Genomic DNA, 16622 nt, shown 5'->3' with positions numbered 1-16622 from the left:
GTGGAGTTAGAATGTTTTCGGAGGTACCCCATGGAATCAAAACGAGCAACTGTTTATTTCGACCCCGATCTTCACCAGGCGCTGCGCCTGAAGTCCGTGGCGACAAACCATTCCATCTCGGATCTGGTCAATCAGGCTGTGCGCTATGCGTTGGCCGAGGATGCGGACGATTTCGAAGCCTTTCAGTTGCGCGAAAATGAGCCCCTGCTGCAGTTTGATGACTTTCTGAAAGAGCTTAAAAGCAGTGGAAACCTATAACATCCTCATTCGCAAATCAGCCGCCAAGGAGCTTGAATCCCTCCCTAAACGCGATTTGCAAAGGGTTGTTGCGCGTATTCAGAGCCTGGCCAAAAACCCACGTCCGTCCGGCGCCGAAAAACTCGCAGGAGATGACCGCTACCGCATCCGCCAGGGGAACTACCGGATCATCTATTCCATACAGGACAACGAATTAACCGTCTGGCTCGTAAAGATCGGCCATCGTCGTGACGTCTACCGGTAGCCCCGGAGGTAGGCGCGACTCAGCAGCGTGGAAGCCCGCGACCATTTATAATGCTGATGTCAATATTCTGACTGAATTACAAGCTAGTTTCCTTCAAGATGGACGGAAAATTCAGATACCCTTGCATCTCCGGATAACAGTACGGTGAGCATGGCAACGGATGAAGGCCATCCCCCAGGAGCCATCGCTCTTGCTAACCCCCGACACCAACGAAACCTTCCCATCGAATGATTGCACTCCAATTATAGGCCTAGAATTTGCACCGGGCCTATCATAGATGCCATAAACGCGACAACCTCAAAAAAAGGACTGAAACAGTCAAAACAACCCTCACTCTCTCAACAAGGCCGTATGGCAAAACAGGACATCCGATAGCGACCTTAAACCAATGCTCTATCTTTCCGAAAAAGCAAAATCAACCGATCACAGGAGACAGAAAATGAAACTCAAGTGTCAGGCAGGGTTCACTCTCATCGAAGTCATCGTCATTGCCGCCATCCTCGCCATCCTGGCCGGAGTTTTGGTGCCGATGGTCTTCAGCCAGATCGATCAGGCCAAGGTCTCCCGCGCCGAAGCCGACTGCAAGTCGATCAGTTCCGCGATCCTTGCATTCCGCAAGGATGTCGGAACATGGCCAGACCTTAGAGATATCACCTCCTGCACCTCGAGCGCCACGCTTTTGCGTGGGCAGGGCAATGAACCCCAGGGCTTGGCCGCTGAGGGATTCAACACAACGAGTACCCTCTATTTGAAGGACGTCCTTATGGAAGACAATGAAGAGTGCTATAATGTTGCATTGTTCAAAGGGCCATACCTTCCCGTGGTCAATGCTGACCCCTGGGGAAATGCATACGTCCTCGCCGCTGTCAACTTCAACGCCACCGGAACTTCGCCCGTTTTTGCTTTATCGGCAGGCCCTAATGGGATAATTGAAACTAGCGTTTACTCAGTATCGACCCTGGGTGACGACATCGGTAATCGCATCAAATAACAACTAACACAGACAAAAATAAAAGCCCTTGGACAGCAACGACCAAGCCAGAGGATCGGTCTGCGTTTCATTCAACAGGGCGGTGAAACGCTCCAAAAAAAGGCTAATATCCGTGGGTCGTCAGCAGAATCTGTGGTGATACTCAGGTTCCGGTAACTTGCCAAGTTCATGATATAAGGCAATTTGCAGGCATTTGAGGGTCTTGAAACCGTAGGCTTTTCTCTTAGTGAGTTTTGCCTTGAGGCTCAGACCCTCCACCGCGCCGCGGGATAGCTGCCCTTTGGCCTTGAACCAGTTGAGGATCAGGGGCTTGTGGCTGCGCAGCATTCGGGCCACTTTCTTCATCGGGTCCAAGTCGGTTTGTAACGCCCGAGTAACCCAGTTGTCGAGGAACTTTCCCGCGAAGTCGGAGCGTTGATACTCCCAGAACCGTTGGAAATCCTCACGCAGAAGGTAGCCCTTGATCGACGCCAAGTTGAGCTTGAGCAGTTCCTCCAGTCGGGTTGTCTGCTTTTCGGAGAGGTTCTCCGGGCGTTTCAGGAGCAGCCAGCCCCCGCGTTCGAGAACATTCTCCTGTCCGTTCGCCTTGAACTGCTTGACTTCGTCGCGACGGATCTGATCGATCGCCTCGCTGAAGGCCCGCATGATATGGAAGCGATCGAGAATATTCAGTGCCTGCGGGGCCTTCTTGGCGATGACCTTGAGATACGGGGCCCACATGTCACTACAGACGAACTTGATCTGGGCGCTGCGCTCTTTGCCGAACTCGTGGAAGAAGCGCAGCAGCGTTTTAGCCCGCCGCTCGGGGCCGCACCACAGAAGCCTTCTGACCCCGGCGTTGAGCTGGTAGACCAGGGTCAGGTACTTGTGCCCCTTGAAGACCTTGATTTCATCTACGCCGATCTCGGTCACACCGTCAAGACTTCTGTGGGCCAGGCCGTAATCGACGACAAAGTTGACGGCCCGGAAGACCGTGTCCCAACTGGTCTCGAAGATGTCGGCGGTCTCCTTCCAGGAAAGCCGTTTCGCCCAGCGAGCCAGAAAGACCTGGTAGGAAAAGGTCATCCGTTCTTTGCCATAGCCCCAGGGCAACGCCTCTACCTTGACGCCACAACTCGGGCAGTCGACCCGGCGCGGAGCATAGTGGTAGTAGGACTTGAACGTCCAGACCGGCAGATACTCGAACAGTCGCTGGGCTGCCGATTGTACACGCGCCGCCGCTTGCAGAACTCGGGGCAGATCGGCCGGCTGTTGCGGCGCGGCTCGATGTCAACGACCAGGGCTTCCACCCCGTCAACGAACATGATGCAGATGGACCCGTAAACAAATGACTTGAACCGTTCAACCTTGTTCAGTAAAGTCTTAATCAGCATTGCCTTTCCTCTGCCTGGGTTGGATAGTTTCCGCAAAAACCATCTTACCCAGCCATGAAAGGCAGTGCTCTATTTTTTTCCGCTACCCTCTACCCACAGATTCTGCGGAAGAGGCATATCCGTTTTCACATTTAGGCGACGTTAGAATACCGCAAACGATGCCATGATATGGCAGACATTGGATATGGAGATGTAAGATACGGGGGAATGCTAAAATACTAATAATGCCCCCCAAGATAATCGTCACTCGTATCCTCCTGGAGGTTTTCCCATGGTTAAGACCCTTGCGTTAGCCCTTTCCGCCATATCGCTATTTGCCTGCGCCCCCATAAGCAAAACTCAACCGGTCAGCTATATTGAACCGACCACTGGCATGAAATTTGTTCATGTGAAAGCCGGCAGCTACACAATGGGTGATCCAACCTCGGCCCGGCAAGAATCGACCCCGGCTCACAAGGTAACGCTATCCGATTTTCACGTTGGCATTTACGAAGTTACCTTCGATCAATATGACTTTTTTTGTAAAATGACCAATCGCGAAAAACCCAACGATCAGAACTGGGGCAGAGGCAATCGTCCGGTCATCAACGTCAGCTGGGATGAGGCCAACGCCATGGCCGAATGGCTCAATAAGCAAACAGGCCTGCCCTTCTCCCTGCCAAGTGAAGCTCAGTGGGAATATTTCGCCCGTGCCAACACCTCTTCAGACTACTGGACCGGGAGCAACCTCCCGCCGAACTACGCGGTTTGCCTAGACTGTGGCAGCCAGTGGGATGGTTTGACAACGGCCCCGGTTGGGTCGTTCCCACCGAATGGTTTGGGGCTTTACGATACCGCCGGCAATGTTGGCGAATGGGTTTTGGATGATCCCCACGACAACTATCAAAACGCCCCTGCAGATGGCAGCGCCTGGCTCAATGCGGATTCGCAAGAAAAAAATTACCGTGGTGGAGCCTATAGTTACCATGCGGGGGATTTGATGTCTCATTTACGCGACTGGACCCGCCGCGACGCAAAGAAGAAAGACTTGGGATTTCGGCTGGTTATCAACGATCCGTCCCCGGTACCGGCGGCAAGAAATTAGAACAATGCGTAAATAAACGGGGTTAGAACCGGTATTTCGGCCAACAGAATAAACAGCGCCATCAGAAACAACAAAATCGCAACCGGGGCAAAAACCCACTTTTTGCGTTGCGCCATAAATGCCAAAAAATCTCGAAGTGACTGGAATCTGTTCATCGATCAGACTTTCTCCACCCAATAGTTGCCAATTGCCAGAAAATCGATATCGGTCTTCACGAAACATCGTAACGCATCTTCGGGGTTGCAGACAATCGGTTCATCTTTGACATTAAAACTGGTGTTTACCAGCATCGGACAACCCGTAATGGCTTCAAAGTGTTTCAGCAGGGCATAAAAAAGTGGGTTGCGTTCACCATCAACGGTCTGAACCCGTGCCGAGTTATCCACATGCGTAACGGCCGGAATCTGCGAGCGTACCTGCTTGAGTCGGGCCAATCCCTCCACCTCAACGTTTTCAATCCGCTGATTTTCCGCAACCGGACAGACCAGCAGCATGTAAGGGCTTTGTCCCGCAAGATCAAAATATTCGCCGGCACGCTCGGCCAGAACAGCCGGTGCAAAGGGCCGGAATCCTTCCCGAAATTTAATCTTCATATTCAGCCGATGTTGCATGTTGGCAACACGTGCATCGGCCAGGATACTCCGACTGCCCAGTGCCCGTGGCCCGAATTCCATACGCCCCTGAAACCAGCCGCCGATCCGCCCAGCGGCGAGGGCGGCGGCAGTCTTTTCGAGCAGGGCCGATTCTTCCAGCAACGACCACTTTAATCCTGACCCCGTCAGCGCCTCTTCTATTTCTAGGGCAGAGAACTCCGGCCCCAACAGGGCGCCACGCATCGAATCTCGCCCCGTATCGGCAGACACTTCCCCACCTGATGCCAAATGCCCCAGGTAAGCAGCACCCAGCGCCGCGCCCGCATCCCCGGCCGCCGGCTGAATCCAGATTTCCTTGAAAGGGCCTTCACGCAGCAGGCGGCCGTTGGCAACACTGTTGAGGGCAACCCCACCAGCCAAACAGAGCCTGCTCTCCCCGGTCTTTGCATGGACTTGCCGAACAAGACCTAGCATCAATTCCTCGGTGGCCAGCTGAATAGAGGCCGCAATATCAAGATGTCGTTCTTCGAGTTCAGCATCGGGAAGACGCGGGGGCCCACCAAACAGTTGGTGAAAGCGCTCATTGGTCATGCAAAGTCGCGAAAGGAACCCAAAATAGCGCATATCGAGAGTAAAGGAACCATCCCCCTTCTGCTGCATCAGTTTGTCCAGAATCACCTCGGCAAACCGTGGCCGGCCATAGGGTGCAAGCCCCATGACCTTGTATTCGCCCTCATTGACCCGAAAACCAAGGTAGGCCGTAAAGGCCGAATAGAGCAGCCCCAGGGAATGCGGGAAGCGCAGTTCTTCATCGAGAGAAACAACCCCCTGCCGGCCAGTGCCGTAACTACAGGTACTCCATTCGCCAACCCCATCGACGGTCAGAATCGCTGCCCGCTCAAAGGGGGAGGGATAAAAGGCTGCCGCCGCATGGGATAGGTGATGACTGCTGAACAGATATTCGCCGGCGCCGGGAACCGCCTTGCGCAGCTTTCCTGGGATCCATAGCTTTTCCCGAATCCAGGTCGGCATGGCGGCACGGAAAAAACCGAACCCGGCCGGGGCCGTTGCCAGGGTGGTGCTGAGCAGACGTTCGAATTTCACCAGCGGCTTGTCGTAAAAGACCACCGCGGTCAAATCTTCGGGCTGCAGCCCGGCGGCGGCCAGACAAAAGTCAACCGCCCGCGTCGGAAAGGCGGCATCATTTTTAATGCGACTGAAGCGCTCTTCCTGCGCCGCGGCCAGCAACTGGCCATCCAGCAACAGCGCAGCGGCACTGTCGTGGTAATAGGCCGAAATACCCAGAACCGCCGTTGCCATCAGAAAGACCGGCGCATTTTGTCAAGCGACAATGCCGCAGATTCACTTTTTGACCAACCCCCCGACGGCAGAAATTTAATTCTGAAAACAAGTCGCAGCATCAGCGCGTAGGGCGTCAGAAATAAAAAATAAAGTAAACCCAGCAGCAGATTCAGCTGAACCCACCCGATGAACATAAGCGCACGCCGAAAACCGGCAGTTATTTTTTTCATTATCATTTGCCCAGTTTCATTTCAATCACACTAAGGGTTTGAATTCCCCGGCCTCTGCCCCGGCAGCACCGCCGGAATCCGCTGGTAGTTTTCACTATAACCCGGCTTGTCCGGATCGAGTTGCATCGCCCTGGAGAATGCGGCTTTGGCTTCGCCTGCTTTTCCCTGAAGAGCCAGGGCAATGCCGAGATTATTCCACGTTTCCGCCGTCTCGCCAAGCTTGAGGGAGCGGCGCAAAAAAGCCTCCGCGCCGGGATAATCGCCCTGGTTGAGCAAAAAAGTCGACAATCGCGCATCAAGGCGCCACTGCTCCAGCGGCACCTTGATCTGGCGATAACTGGCAACCGCTCCCGTCACATCTCCCAGCGCCTCGTAAACCCACCCTTGCAGGAAGAGGAAGTAATCATCCTGCGCGTACCGCCAGCGCGCTTTTTCCAGCCAGCGACCGGCCTCCTGCGGATTCCCCAGTTCCAGATAAATATCGGCGACCAGCATGTACAGATTCGGCATGTCACTGGTCTTCAGTCCTTCCGCATGCAGGGCGAGCTCTAGGGCCTCATCAAAGCGCTTCTGTTCAAGCAAAAAGGAGGCATAAGCGAACAATGCCTCGGTGAACTCTGGCCCCAATTGCAATGCCTGACGAAAAGCCACTTCGCTCTTCGTCAGTTCTTTTGCTTCCCAGTAGCGATTGGCCAAATACATCCATGCGGTGATATTGAGGGGGTCCCTGTGAACATCCGCCTCCCAGAGAGCTAGTGGGCTGGCAAAATCGTTATTGCGCACCAGAGTACGACCGGAATAACCGAGCAATACGAAAACACAAAATCCCAGACCCAATCGCGACAAAGCGGTGCGCTCGGTCAGTTGGACCAGCACTCCGGCCAAACCAAGGCAAAACCAGACCGAAGGCAGATAAGCCAGACGTTCAGCCATGGTCGCCCCTGTGGCGAAGAAGATATTGGCGGTTGGGGCAAAGGCACATGCATACAAAAGCACACTCAGGCCCGCCACCGATCCACGCCGGTAAAGCCAAACTCCTGCCACCAGCACCACCAGGCTGGCCACAAGCACAACCATCCCCAGCAGCGACCAGGGCGTATCCACCGGCAGCAAATATCCCCCGCCCGAATAGATACCGCGCAAATCGGCAGGGTACAACTGTTTCCATAGGTAGAGCCACTGGATCTGCAGGGCGGTCAACACCCGCTCGATCGGCTCCATCAGTTTCAGTGGCGTATAAAATGGGTCGGCGGCGTCACGGGGCACCCACCGCTGCACCCCCCAGTTGCGCAGCGCCAGCCAGGCCAGTGCCGTTCCTGACAGGCACACATAGTCGCGCCAGTGTCTGTGCCACCAGACGGCCACCCCTCTGTTACGACGAAACCCGTCCAGCAGGGGGAGCAGTGCCAGCACGGTAACTGCATTCTCCTTGGCCAAGACACCGAACAAAAAACTCAAAACCAGCAGCGGATAGCGCCACCACCCCGCGACCGCACGCGCCACATAAAGTACCAGCAGGACCCCGAGCGCGGCCAGCAGTTCCGCCCGCCCCACTGCCTCATTGACCACTTCGGTATGTATCGGGTGAACGGCGAACAGGGCCGCCGTCAGCCAGGCAACCGTTTGCCCCATCTGCCAGCGGCGCAGCGTCAGATAGATCAGCAGGCTGACCAGGGCATGCAACAGAACATTGAGCAGGTGATCGGCCAGGGGCGCCGGGCCAAACAGCCAGTGCTTCAGCGCGAAGGAAAGGATTACCAACGGCCGGTGCAGCCCGGAATTAACATCGGGCCCCCAGTAGTCGGTGAGAAAGATCTCGACCACATCGGGTTCACTGACCAGCGGATTGGTCTGCACAACCACGTAGTCATCAAGAAAATAATTCCCCGGAAACGAATTGGCATAGACCCCGCACACCATCAGCAGAAGCAGGAGCGGATACAACCAACGCGCCATTGGGGACGGCACAGCCGTATTTTCAAGGTCGTTCGTCCACAGACGCACGCTCACACCCTACCCTTCGCCCACAACAGCGCGATGCTTGATCCGATCCTCAACTCAGCCACCTTTCAGCCAGACGGCCAGCTCTGCTTCGGTGAAGGGTGCCCCCGACAGCTGGAGGTAAACCCGGTATTCCTGTTCAGCTTGCAGCAGGTCACCATGGCCGCGATGCGCCTTGGCCAGAGCCAGATGTACGGCCGCTGCCTCAGGGGCGAGTTCAACCGCACGTGCAAGCGTCACCATCGCCTCGTCATAAAGACCGCTCATCAACTCGACCTCACCCCTTACCAGCAGCAGCTGGGCCGGAGCAACCTTTTCTTCGGGAACTCTTGCCAAAACATCGAGAGCCTCGCCCGTTCGTTGTTGCGCGGCCAGTACCTGGGCCAGTAACAGCCTAACCTGCGGCTCGTCGGAGTCGATTTGCGTCGCGTCTTGCAAGCGTTGATAGGCCAGACCGTAGTCACCGCGCATATATTCAATGGCGGCGATCTGACGCGGAATTTCGCCCACATTGCGAATGGTGAGCCAAGCCCGCAGCAGGGCCGGATACGCCTCGTCATATTTCCCGGCCCAGAAAAACAGCCGCCCGACCCCCCATTCACCGAGAGCAATGTAGTCAGCGGGCAATTCGCGCAGTGACTGACGCATTGAGCGGTCGGCATCCTCGCGACTTGCCAGCCATTGCTCCCGTGACAACGGAACAACCCCGGCCCGAGTCGCAGCATCCAGAACTTCCCAGGCAATCAACTGCTGCCCGGCAATGGTCGGATGGACATGATCGTCGAACCAAGTATTGCCGGGAATGCCATGCTCCGAAGCGCCACGGATCGCCGCTTCAACATCGGCCAGCGGCACCTGCTTTTCCTGCGCCAGTTCACGAATCACCTGGTTGAATACCTCAAGGGCGCGCAAAGGCACAACATCTTCCTCTTTAGCACGCAGGTAGGCCCGGTAAGCTTCGGGATAGCGACCAAGTTTTTCCAATGCCGCGCCCTTAAAAAAATGCAGCAGGGCATAGGAATCATCAAGAGCTTCGGCTTCGCTCAGCTCAACAAGCGCTTCACTAGCCGACCCGCTATTTAAGTTTTCTGCCGCCTGCTGCAGCAGTTTGGCAAAGCGTTTTTGTTCATCCAATAGCAGCCCTGGCCGGTGTTCTGATTTAAACGGCGACATCCCGGCCAGGTTGCTGGGGAGAGTGCAGAGAATCACCGGGATATGGCGTTGGCGGGCCCGGTCGATAATTCCGGCCATGCTGTACCGGTACTGCGCGATCACTCCCCGGCGAAAGTCGGCGTCACGGTGATAGAGGTCGGTACCGCCAACTTGTTCCAGCTTTGCAGCGACCTCATCACCGAGCACTGTTTTAGCGGCGTCCTCGCCTGCGGCCTGACCCTTTGGCAACATGCGAAAGAGTAGCGAGTAAAGCCGAGAGTGGTGAAAAACCCCGCGTACCTTGCGCAGCAACGGCAGCTCGGATTTCTGGCCGGCAAAAGTGCGTGCTTCCAGAAATTCATTGTGCCCGGCATAAAGGACAAACAGATCGGGTTCATACCCGGCCATCTCTTCCGCCACCCTCGCCACCCGGTAGCTGGCATAAGAGATCCCGCCAAGATTTAACGGTTCGTAACGATGACTTGAGTCATAGCGGCCGAGCAGTTGTGTGAGCCAGGCGACAAATGAGGTCTGACCCAGATAGGGGCGACCGTAGGTCGTTGACCCGCCAAGCGCGACAATGCGAAACGTCCGCTTTGGCTTCGGCTCCTGGAAAGATTGAGGGCTGTTGAAGTAGTGTTCTTTAACCGGATTAAGGACCAGGCGCCCGGGCTCGGCTTCTATGAACAGAGGCGCACTGCCGCTGAAACCGATGAAAGGGTCTTCGTTGGCCAGAGGGGCAACGCCTCCCAGGGTGAGAACCCCTTCGATCAGCGCCAGCAATGCAAGACCGGTAACAACAGCCAGCAGGTTATAAAGGATATTCTTCAACCGCAGCCTCTTTTCGGCTCACCTGCTTTCGGGTGCGTTCCGCATGCCCTCGATCAGCGCCGGTAGTTGCGCATGGTAAACCGGCGACCAGGGCAGTTTTGCCAATTCAGCCAGTAACGACTGCGCTTCCATCACCCGCCCCTGCTGCTTGAACAGCTCGGCCAGTCTCAATTTGATGCCCGGGTTGTCGGGCGCCAGTTGCTGATATTTTTGCAGCAATTCAATGGCATTTTTCGAATCTCCGGCCTTGATGGCCTGTTCGGCCAACGCAAGATACGTCACCACATACCCCGGGTCGAGGCCGACCGCCCGGTCGATCAACTCTAGTCCGGCTACCAGCTGTTTTGCATAGAACAGCCGGGTGGCGACATCGTACAGGGCCGCAGGGTCTCTAGGGGCCAGGGCCAGCAATTCGCGATAAAGCCTTGTGGCTTCGGTTTCGTTGAACATGGTCAGATGATTCAACGCCTGGGCGCGCAGTTTCCAGGCAAGCGGCAAGGGTTCGGCTAGCCGTTGCGGCTCTCGCATCAGCGTGGCGAGTGCCGGCAGGGTAAAGCGGCCATCCAGATCAACATAACCATCGAGGGTGCTATAGGAAAGAGTGATGGCAACGACCTCCAACTCCATCGCACGCAGCATCCTGGCCAGCGTGGTAATCAGTTCATAGACCGGAATGCGTGCCTCGCTACGATAGGTCGACTTGAAATAGCTCAAATCCAGATGCAAAAGCACCGGAGCAGCGAGTTGCAGATTGCTCCAGGCATCGGGGTGGACCAGAGTCAATATCTTTGCCTCGACCTGCAGCCGGGCAATCCCCGGTTCGTCATCCAGAGCAAGCTCCTGATCGGCGGCCAACAGGCCATTGACGCGCAGTTGCTCGGTCATGATGGCCCAGGAAAATTCGCCAATTGGCCGATCATCCGGCAGCAGCCAGACAACCTCGCTGAAGAGCTTCGCCTGCAAAGCCGCGCGCACCGCCTGCGGCGAGATAATCAGCGGGTCGGGCTGGTCGTAATCGGCCCGGCGGCCCAATTCGGCATCGGTGCCGTTTTGCAGCAGCTCAAGCGCTTCGGCCTGCAAAGGTTGGGGCAGGGGGCTCAAATAGGGCTGGTCGGCCAGAATGACCAAAACCGGCTTTTGCGCTTCATATTGCCGCCAAGTGATCAGCGCCTCGGCGGGGAGCTCATAGATGCGCGGTTCAACCGGAGCGTGAAACAGCTTTGCCGTCTGAACCGGCGCGGTAGTTTGCGCAGCTTTATTGACCGGAGCGGGGGATTGTGTTTCCTGGGCGGGCTCGCTACGGTCGCAACCCAAGAGAAGAATCAGCAAGAACAATAAAAAATAAATCAGTTTCATAGTGACTCTTTCTCTTTGCGCCAGTTTTTGGCAGCAGGTGCTGTGAATTTTAACTAAACCGATCATAACCAAATCAGCAGCATGCTGCAAACATCCTTTTTGCAAGATCCTTTTCACAAATGCAAAAAGGCCGGAAATTTCCGGCCTTTTTGCATATCTTTTGAATGAGGCGTATCAGCAGGGATGAACGTTGCTGCTCCCGACAATTGCGGGTTTACTGTATTTTTTCATGTTCACTCCGTATCGATGCGGGGACACGTCCCTCGGACGTGCCCCCTTAGGTTAATTACCAAGGTGTAACCTTGTTCCAACCGGCGCCGCTGTAGCCGGTGCCGTTATGGCCGCGGGCATCCCGCGTATCGTCAGGGTCATCGCCAGTCAGGCGGTGACAGTTCTGGGCGCTGGTGAAGTTCGACAGGGTCACGTTGACGTTGTTGGTCGTGTTCACAGTCTGGTAGACGTTATCCCAGGTGTTGTGCTTGGTGTCCAGGCAGTTGGTGATCATCAGCTTCGGCAAGCGCGAGGCATGGGGGTTGTGGCACTTGCTGCAGCTGAATTTATGGTATTGCGTTTGCGCCGTCGTTTGTCCCGCCACCTGGACTGCCGGTGTCAGGGTCTCAAAACCACCGGTCAGGGTCTTGTACTTGTACGGACGGGTGGTACCGCTGCCGGGGGCCGCTGCCGTACCGACGTGGGGCAGGTTGTAAGTCGCCATGGTTCCGGTGGCGTTGCCACGGAAACCCTGGTTGCTGCGGCCGGGGTCGGTTGCCCAGCCGGAGTAGTGGGCGTAGGGGTTGTTGCCGGTGGAGCCGCCGCGGGCGTCATAAATATTAACTTTCGCGCTGCCGGTGCCGCCGATGACGGCGTTGCTGTGACCGTTGCTGCCGACCCAGAGGGCTTCACCGGCCTTCTCATCCATGCCGTCGACGTTGGTGCCGTGGCACATTGTGCAGAGCCCGGCCGAATTGGCCAGAGTCCAGCCACTGGTCGGGTTGCTGGCGGCCGTACCGGCGTTGGTCGCGGTGGTCGACATCGGCACCGCATTGTTCTGGTCGATATAGAAACCGCCCAGATAGCGCATGCTAATGTCGGCACGCGGCACACTCCCCCAGTTATTGAGGTTGCCGTAGGCCCCCGCGGTGGCGGTGGCGAGGTTGTTGCCGGTGCCGCTACGCGGTGCACCGTCCTCTTCGTAGGGATTGCCCATCCAGGTGCCGCGCAGGTACGGAGTACCCAGCTTGGTGTCGCCAGCGGCCTTGGCCAGTTCATGTACATCGTGACAGTAGGAACAGCGGATGTCACGAACGTCGTTGCGGGTTTCGGTGAACCCACCACCGGCGTTGGCGGTAAGCGTATCGCCGGTCAACGGGTAGGTCTTGGCTGGGTTGGCGGTATGGGTCGACTGGATCGCACCGGTCTTGTAGCCGAACTGTGAGCGCGAGCTGCTCCAAGAGGCGGTAGTCCAGTTGCTTAAGGTCAGGGTCCCGTAGTTGTAAGGGCTGCTGCCGGTCGCCGCCTTCTGGTTGACGCCCCACTCGCTGATCACGTTCGCCGGCAAGTCGTGACATGCCCAGCAAATCTGCGCCTCGGTGGTCAGCGCGGCGATGGTGGCGTTGGTGCCGGTGCCGCCGAGCTGGATGCCGGCATGGCCGGCGGTCGAGTAGTTGATGCCGACCGTGGTGTTGTTCGGGATATCGACCCCGCCGGTCGCCGTGGTGTGGCCGGCGTGGCAGTCGGTGCAGTCGCCGTAGGCGGCGACCTTGGTCACCTTGACGTGGCTACTTGCTGCTCCAACCTGGGGTACGGTGGCCGCCTTGGTCGCGTCGCCATGGCAGGTGGCGCAGGCACCGGGGCCGAAGTCCTTCTTGGTGACGAGGGCAGCGCCGCCGGTGGTCAGCTGATGAGTGGCATCGTTGGCATGGCAGGCGGCGGTGCCGCAGCCGGCATTGGTCGTGCTGTAGCCGGCGTCATTGGTGGTATTGGCGTCAGTGTCGCCGTTCATCGTCACCTTACCATCGCCATGATCGGTGGCCCAGACATAGGTTTTGGAGGCCAGACCTTTGAGGGTGAGGGGATCGAGAATGACAGCCGTGGTCCGCCCCGCATCCCCCTTGACGCCGTGGCAGTAGGAACATTCGTCGTGGTTGTCAAAGACACCGGTGGCGGAGAGTTTGTCGTGGTTCACCGCCGTGACGCCCGCCGCATGCTTGCCACCGGCAACGGGCGGATAGCCATGGCAGAAGGTACAACCGCCGGAGGAGGTGGTGTTCCACACCGCGTTGCTGTGGCAAGCGAGGCTGGAACAGGTGCTGGTACCGCTGGCGAAGGCGGCGCTGCCGCCGGCTGCCGCGTCGAAGGCGATCTCGGCTCCGCCGCCGTTGACGTGCGTGGCCCCCAGGTGGCAGAGGCTGCAGGCGAAGTTTCCCCGCGAAGGGTTGACGTGGGCGTCGTGCTTGCCGACCTTGGTGCCGATGATGGCACCGGAGAGATCGCCGTCGCCGGCAACTTCAAGGGGAGCACCGGTGGCGTCGCCGTGGCAACTGCCGCAGACGGCGGTTCCGGCATCGCTCCATTCGGGGCTGGCGTTGCCGTGGCAGTAGATCGCCGAGCAGGTCAGGGTACCGGTCTGGTTGACGGTGGTGCCGACAGGTTTGGTATAGGTGGCGCCCGAAGCGATCGTACGGCCGTCGTAGGTGCCGACGGTGTCGCCGAGAGCATTGAAACCGATATTAATGTCGCCGCCCTTGGGCATCTCGCCGTTGGTCTCCCAACCGGTGTGGCAGGTGTTGCAGCCGTATGCCAGGGTGTTGACGTGCAGGTCGTGCTTGCCGGCGGTGCCGCTGCCGGTGCTGTTGGCCGGATCGAGGGTCGCGGTCAGGTCCGTCGAAACCAGCGGCGGATTGCCGTGACATCCGTTACAGGAGGCCTTGAAGCCCTGCTTGTGCTCGTGGCACTTGACGCAGTCTCCCTTGTTGTAGTGGCCGCTGTTGGAGGGCTGGTTGTTGGCGTGGTACTTGACGCCGTTGGCCTGCGTTGCATCATAGGTATGGCAGGCTTCGCAGATCATGGTGGAACTGACCCGGGGCGCCGTGGAATCGTCACCGAAATTGCTGCTGCCGTCGACCGCCGTGGTGAAGGTGATGGTCTGTCCAGAACCGGGGAAGTCGCTGGGAACGGGGTTCGGAGCGGTGACGCCCGTCTTGATCCGCTTGATGTTGGTGGTGTTCTTGACGTGGCAGGTGGCGCAGGTGAAGCGGCCGTACTTGCCGCCGGTCACGCCCCAGAGACCGCCCCACTTGGCGGAGCCGGTACTGACCGAGTTGTGCAGCAGCGGGTTGGTCGGAATGATGTTGTTGAAGGTCTGCACGGCGCTTCCGGTTACCCCGTTGGCGACATCGAGGTAAGTCACGCGCACCTGGTAGGCGGTCTGGTTGACCAGGGGAGTGATGATGTAGTTATAGGGGCTGGCGGCATGAGCAAGGGTGACGGTGCCGTAGTTGACGCCGCTCCAGGCTCCCCCTTCGAGATCCCACTCGATCTTCAGCTGGTTGCTGGCGTTGAGGTCGCCGCTGTAGGGTGCCGAAACGCCGATCTGCTCGTCGCCGCTGGTGACGCTGGCGGTGCCGGAGGCGGTGCCGAGGGCGTTGTTGACGGAGATGGTGTTGCTGGCCACCACCGTCGAGCCGCCGCAGTCCGGGTCGTTGCCGGTGACTTGGAAGGTGACAACCTCGGGACCGGCGCTGCCGAAGGCGCTGCTGTTCCACGGAGTGGTGACTCCCCCGCCGTTGATGGTGTAGGCATAACTGCTGAAGTTCGGGGTACCGCCGACCGTGTAAAGAGCGGTCAGATCGACGCTGCTGCCAGAAACCGTCTGGCTGGCCGGGACGCTGATGGTGCCGACGGTGAGATCGGTGCAAGATTGATCGATGATGTATTGCGAGGACTTGGTCGTCTCGATCGCACCGAAGAAGTCGGTCGCACGATAGCGCAGATACTTGGTCACCGAGCTGCCGGGTGTGCCGGTGACGCCCACCGCACCGGTGTAGGATGTGCCCGGCACGCAGACGTTGGTGGTATCGACACAGTAGGCGGTGCTGGCAACACCGACACCGGAATCGACCGGGGTCAGGGTGACGCTCTGGTCGCTGGAGTAGGTGCCGGCGGCCGGAGCGGCGGTCGTGGCCGGAGCAGTAGTATCGACTGTTCGCGAGAGCGCGGTGCCGGTTGTCGGGCCGCCGCCGATGGATGAGGCACGGATGTTCAGCGTCACCGAACCGGTCAGGCCGGTGACAGTGGCGGTGCAAGTATAGGGCGAAGAGGCGCCGGAAATAACGCCGGCGGTCCAGGTCGAACCGTTGGTGGTGTACTGACAGGTCGGGGTCGACTGCGGCTCGGTAATTGCGGCGGTGAAGATCACATTGGCCGGGACGTAAGTGGCGGTGTTGGTGGCCGGGCTGGTGATGGTCACGGTGCCGACGGTCGGGGCGGTTGAGTCGGAAACGATATATGGCTCAAGGGTGATCCCAGCAAGACCGGAATAGCCATTTGCACTACTGACCAAGTTCGGAAGTGTTGTCCCAGGCGTCGCGAATGCTTTATCCGAAACACCGGAGTACGCAGTGCCAACAGTTGTTTGGCCGTATTGCGTATAAGTCTCGTTCGCACCAAGGCTCGTGAGTGTCGTGCTGGAAACTGAACCAACAATACCATACCCCCCCGCACTGACGTTGATTGCAGTGCCCCAATTGTAATTATTTACTGTTGTCGTACCGGAATAGATATTCCCAGTCGCAGTCACCGGAGCCGTTTGATCCACACCAGTGTAGGTCGCAACATGCAAGACATACCCGCTGCCCGGGTTGTTGGTATTGATCGTAATCACGTTCCCCGGAGAAGCCGCAAGTTGGGATTCTTTCAAGGTTGCAATCCACACCTGACGGCGCTGAGCGGAGTCACTATTGACCGCCGGGGTAGCCGTAATTTCAGCCGCACCACCGGGCCCATCGCCGTAAGTCATTGAAATTGTGGTTGCGGTGGTGTTGTTCGTGTGAGTTTGCACCATCAGAACCACCAATCGATTTGAACCTACCGGTGGTGTGTAGGTGGTTGTCGCCCCACTGGCCGTCGTGTTTGTGATTTCCGCCGGATTGGCGAAACTCTCCAGAACCGAAATCGCAGCATTGGCACTGCTCGATAGCCCCGCAGTG

At 57.7% G+C, this 16622-nt stretch carries 10 protein-coding genes and 1 pseudogene; 4 read left to right on the top strand and 7 right to left on the bottom strand.

All coding sequences use genetic code 11. The features are described 5' to 3' along the window. Positions 1 to 30: 30 nt before the first annotated feature. The 3 genes from DSOUD_RS03320 to DSOUD_RS03310 all read left to right on the top strand — a co-directional run bounded on the left by DSOUD_RS03320 (position 31) and on the right by DSOUD_RS03310 (position 1493). Positions 31 to 258: a hypothetical protein gene (locus DSOUD_RS03320; RefSeq protein WP_053549668.1), complete on the top strand. Its 228-nt coding sequence runs from the start codon at positions 31 to 33 to the stop codon at positions 256 to 258. Further along, entirely contained in the window at positions 245 to 502 is a 258-nt protein-coding gene (locus tag DSOUD_RS03315) for a type II toxin-antitoxin system RelE family toxin (RefSeq protein ID WP_053549667.1), read from the top strand. Before DSOUD_RS03320 ends, DSOUD_RS03315 begins: the two co-directional genes overlap by 14 nt. 439 nt (positions 503 to 941) lie before the next feature. After that, on the top strand, positions 942 to 1493 hold the full coding sequence (locus tag DSOUD_RS03310; RefSeq protein WP_053549666.1) for a prepilin-type N-terminal cleavage/methylation domain-containing protein: 552 nt from the start codon (positions 942 to 944) through the stop codon (positions 1491 to 1493). A gap of 120 nt (positions 1494 to 1613) precedes the next feature. On the opposite strand, the pseudogene DSOUD_RS03305 reads toward DSOUD_RS03310, so the two are convergent. Further along, positions 1614 to 2866, bottom strand: a pseudogene (locus DSOUD_RS03305) (ISL3 family transposase). 271 nt (positions 2867 to 3137) lie between these two features. Between DSOUD_RS03305 and DSOUD_RS03300 the strand changes: the two are divergent. After that, positions 3138 to 3950 (top strand): formylglycine-generating enzyme family protein, encoded by an 813-nt coding sequence (locus DSOUD_RS03300; protein WP_053549665.1) that lies wholly within the window; start codon positions 3138 to 3140, stop codon positions 3948 to 3950. Here the strand turns inward: DSOUD_RS03300 and DSOUD_RS18280 are convergent. From DSOUD_RS18280 to DSOUD_RS18970, 6 genes are all read right to left on the bottom strand, one after another. Next, the gene (locus tag DSOUD_RS18280) at positions 3947 to 4105 is read right to left on the bottom strand and encodes a DUF5989 family protein (protein WP_157671720.1); all 159 of its coding nucleotides are present in this window, start codon (positions 4103 to 4105) and stop codon (positions 3947 to 3949) included. The two genes, DSOUD_RS03300 and DSOUD_RS18280, sit on opposite strands and share 4 nt — an antisense overlap. 3 nt (positions 4106 to 4108) lie before the next feature. Next, the gene (locus DSOUD_RS03295; protein WP_053549664.1) at positions 4109 to 5863 is read right to left on the bottom strand and encodes a carbamoyltransferase family protein; all 1755 of its coding nucleotides are present in this window, start codon (positions 5861 to 5863) and stop codon (positions 4109 to 4111) included. A gap of 242 nt (positions 5864 to 6105) precedes the next feature. Beyond that, complete coding sequence (locus DSOUD_RS03285) at positions 6106 to 8085, bottom strand: tetratricopeptide repeat protein (RefSeq protein WP_053549662.1); 1980 nt, start codon at positions 8083 to 8085, stop codon at positions 6106 to 6108. 48 nt (positions 8086 to 8133) lie between these two features. Then, positions 8134 to 10059 (bottom strand): SGNH/GDSL hydrolase family protein, encoded by a 1926-nt coding sequence (locus DSOUD_RS03280; protein ID WP_053549661.1) that lies wholly within the window; start codon positions 10057 to 10059, stop codon positions 8134 to 8136. A gap of 18 nt (positions 10060 to 10077) precedes the next feature. Beyond that, positions 10078 to 11415 (bottom strand): tetratricopeptide repeat protein, encoded by a 1338-nt coding sequence (locus DSOUD_RS03275; RefSeq protein ID WP_053549660.1) that lies wholly within the window; start codon positions 11413 to 11415, stop codon positions 10078 to 10080. 286 nt (positions 11416 to 11701) lie between these two features. After that, positions 11702 to 15976 carry a CxxxxCH/CxxCH domain c-type cytochrome gene (locus DSOUD_RS18970; RefSeq protein WP_157671718.1) on the bottom strand — a complete coding sequence of 1425 codons (4275 nt, stop codon included), beginning with the start codon at positions 15974 to 15976 and terminating at the stop codon, positions 11702 to 11704. Positions 15977 to 16622: the final 646 nt, after the last annotated feature.

It is taken from the genome of Desulfuromonas soudanensis, assembly GCF_001278055.1.
Classification (GTDB): Bacteria; Desulfobacterota; Desulfuromonadia; order Desulfuromonadales; family WTL; genus Deferrimonas; species Deferrimonas soudanensis.
This window is presented reverse-complemented; position numbering and strand designations above follow the sequence as displayed.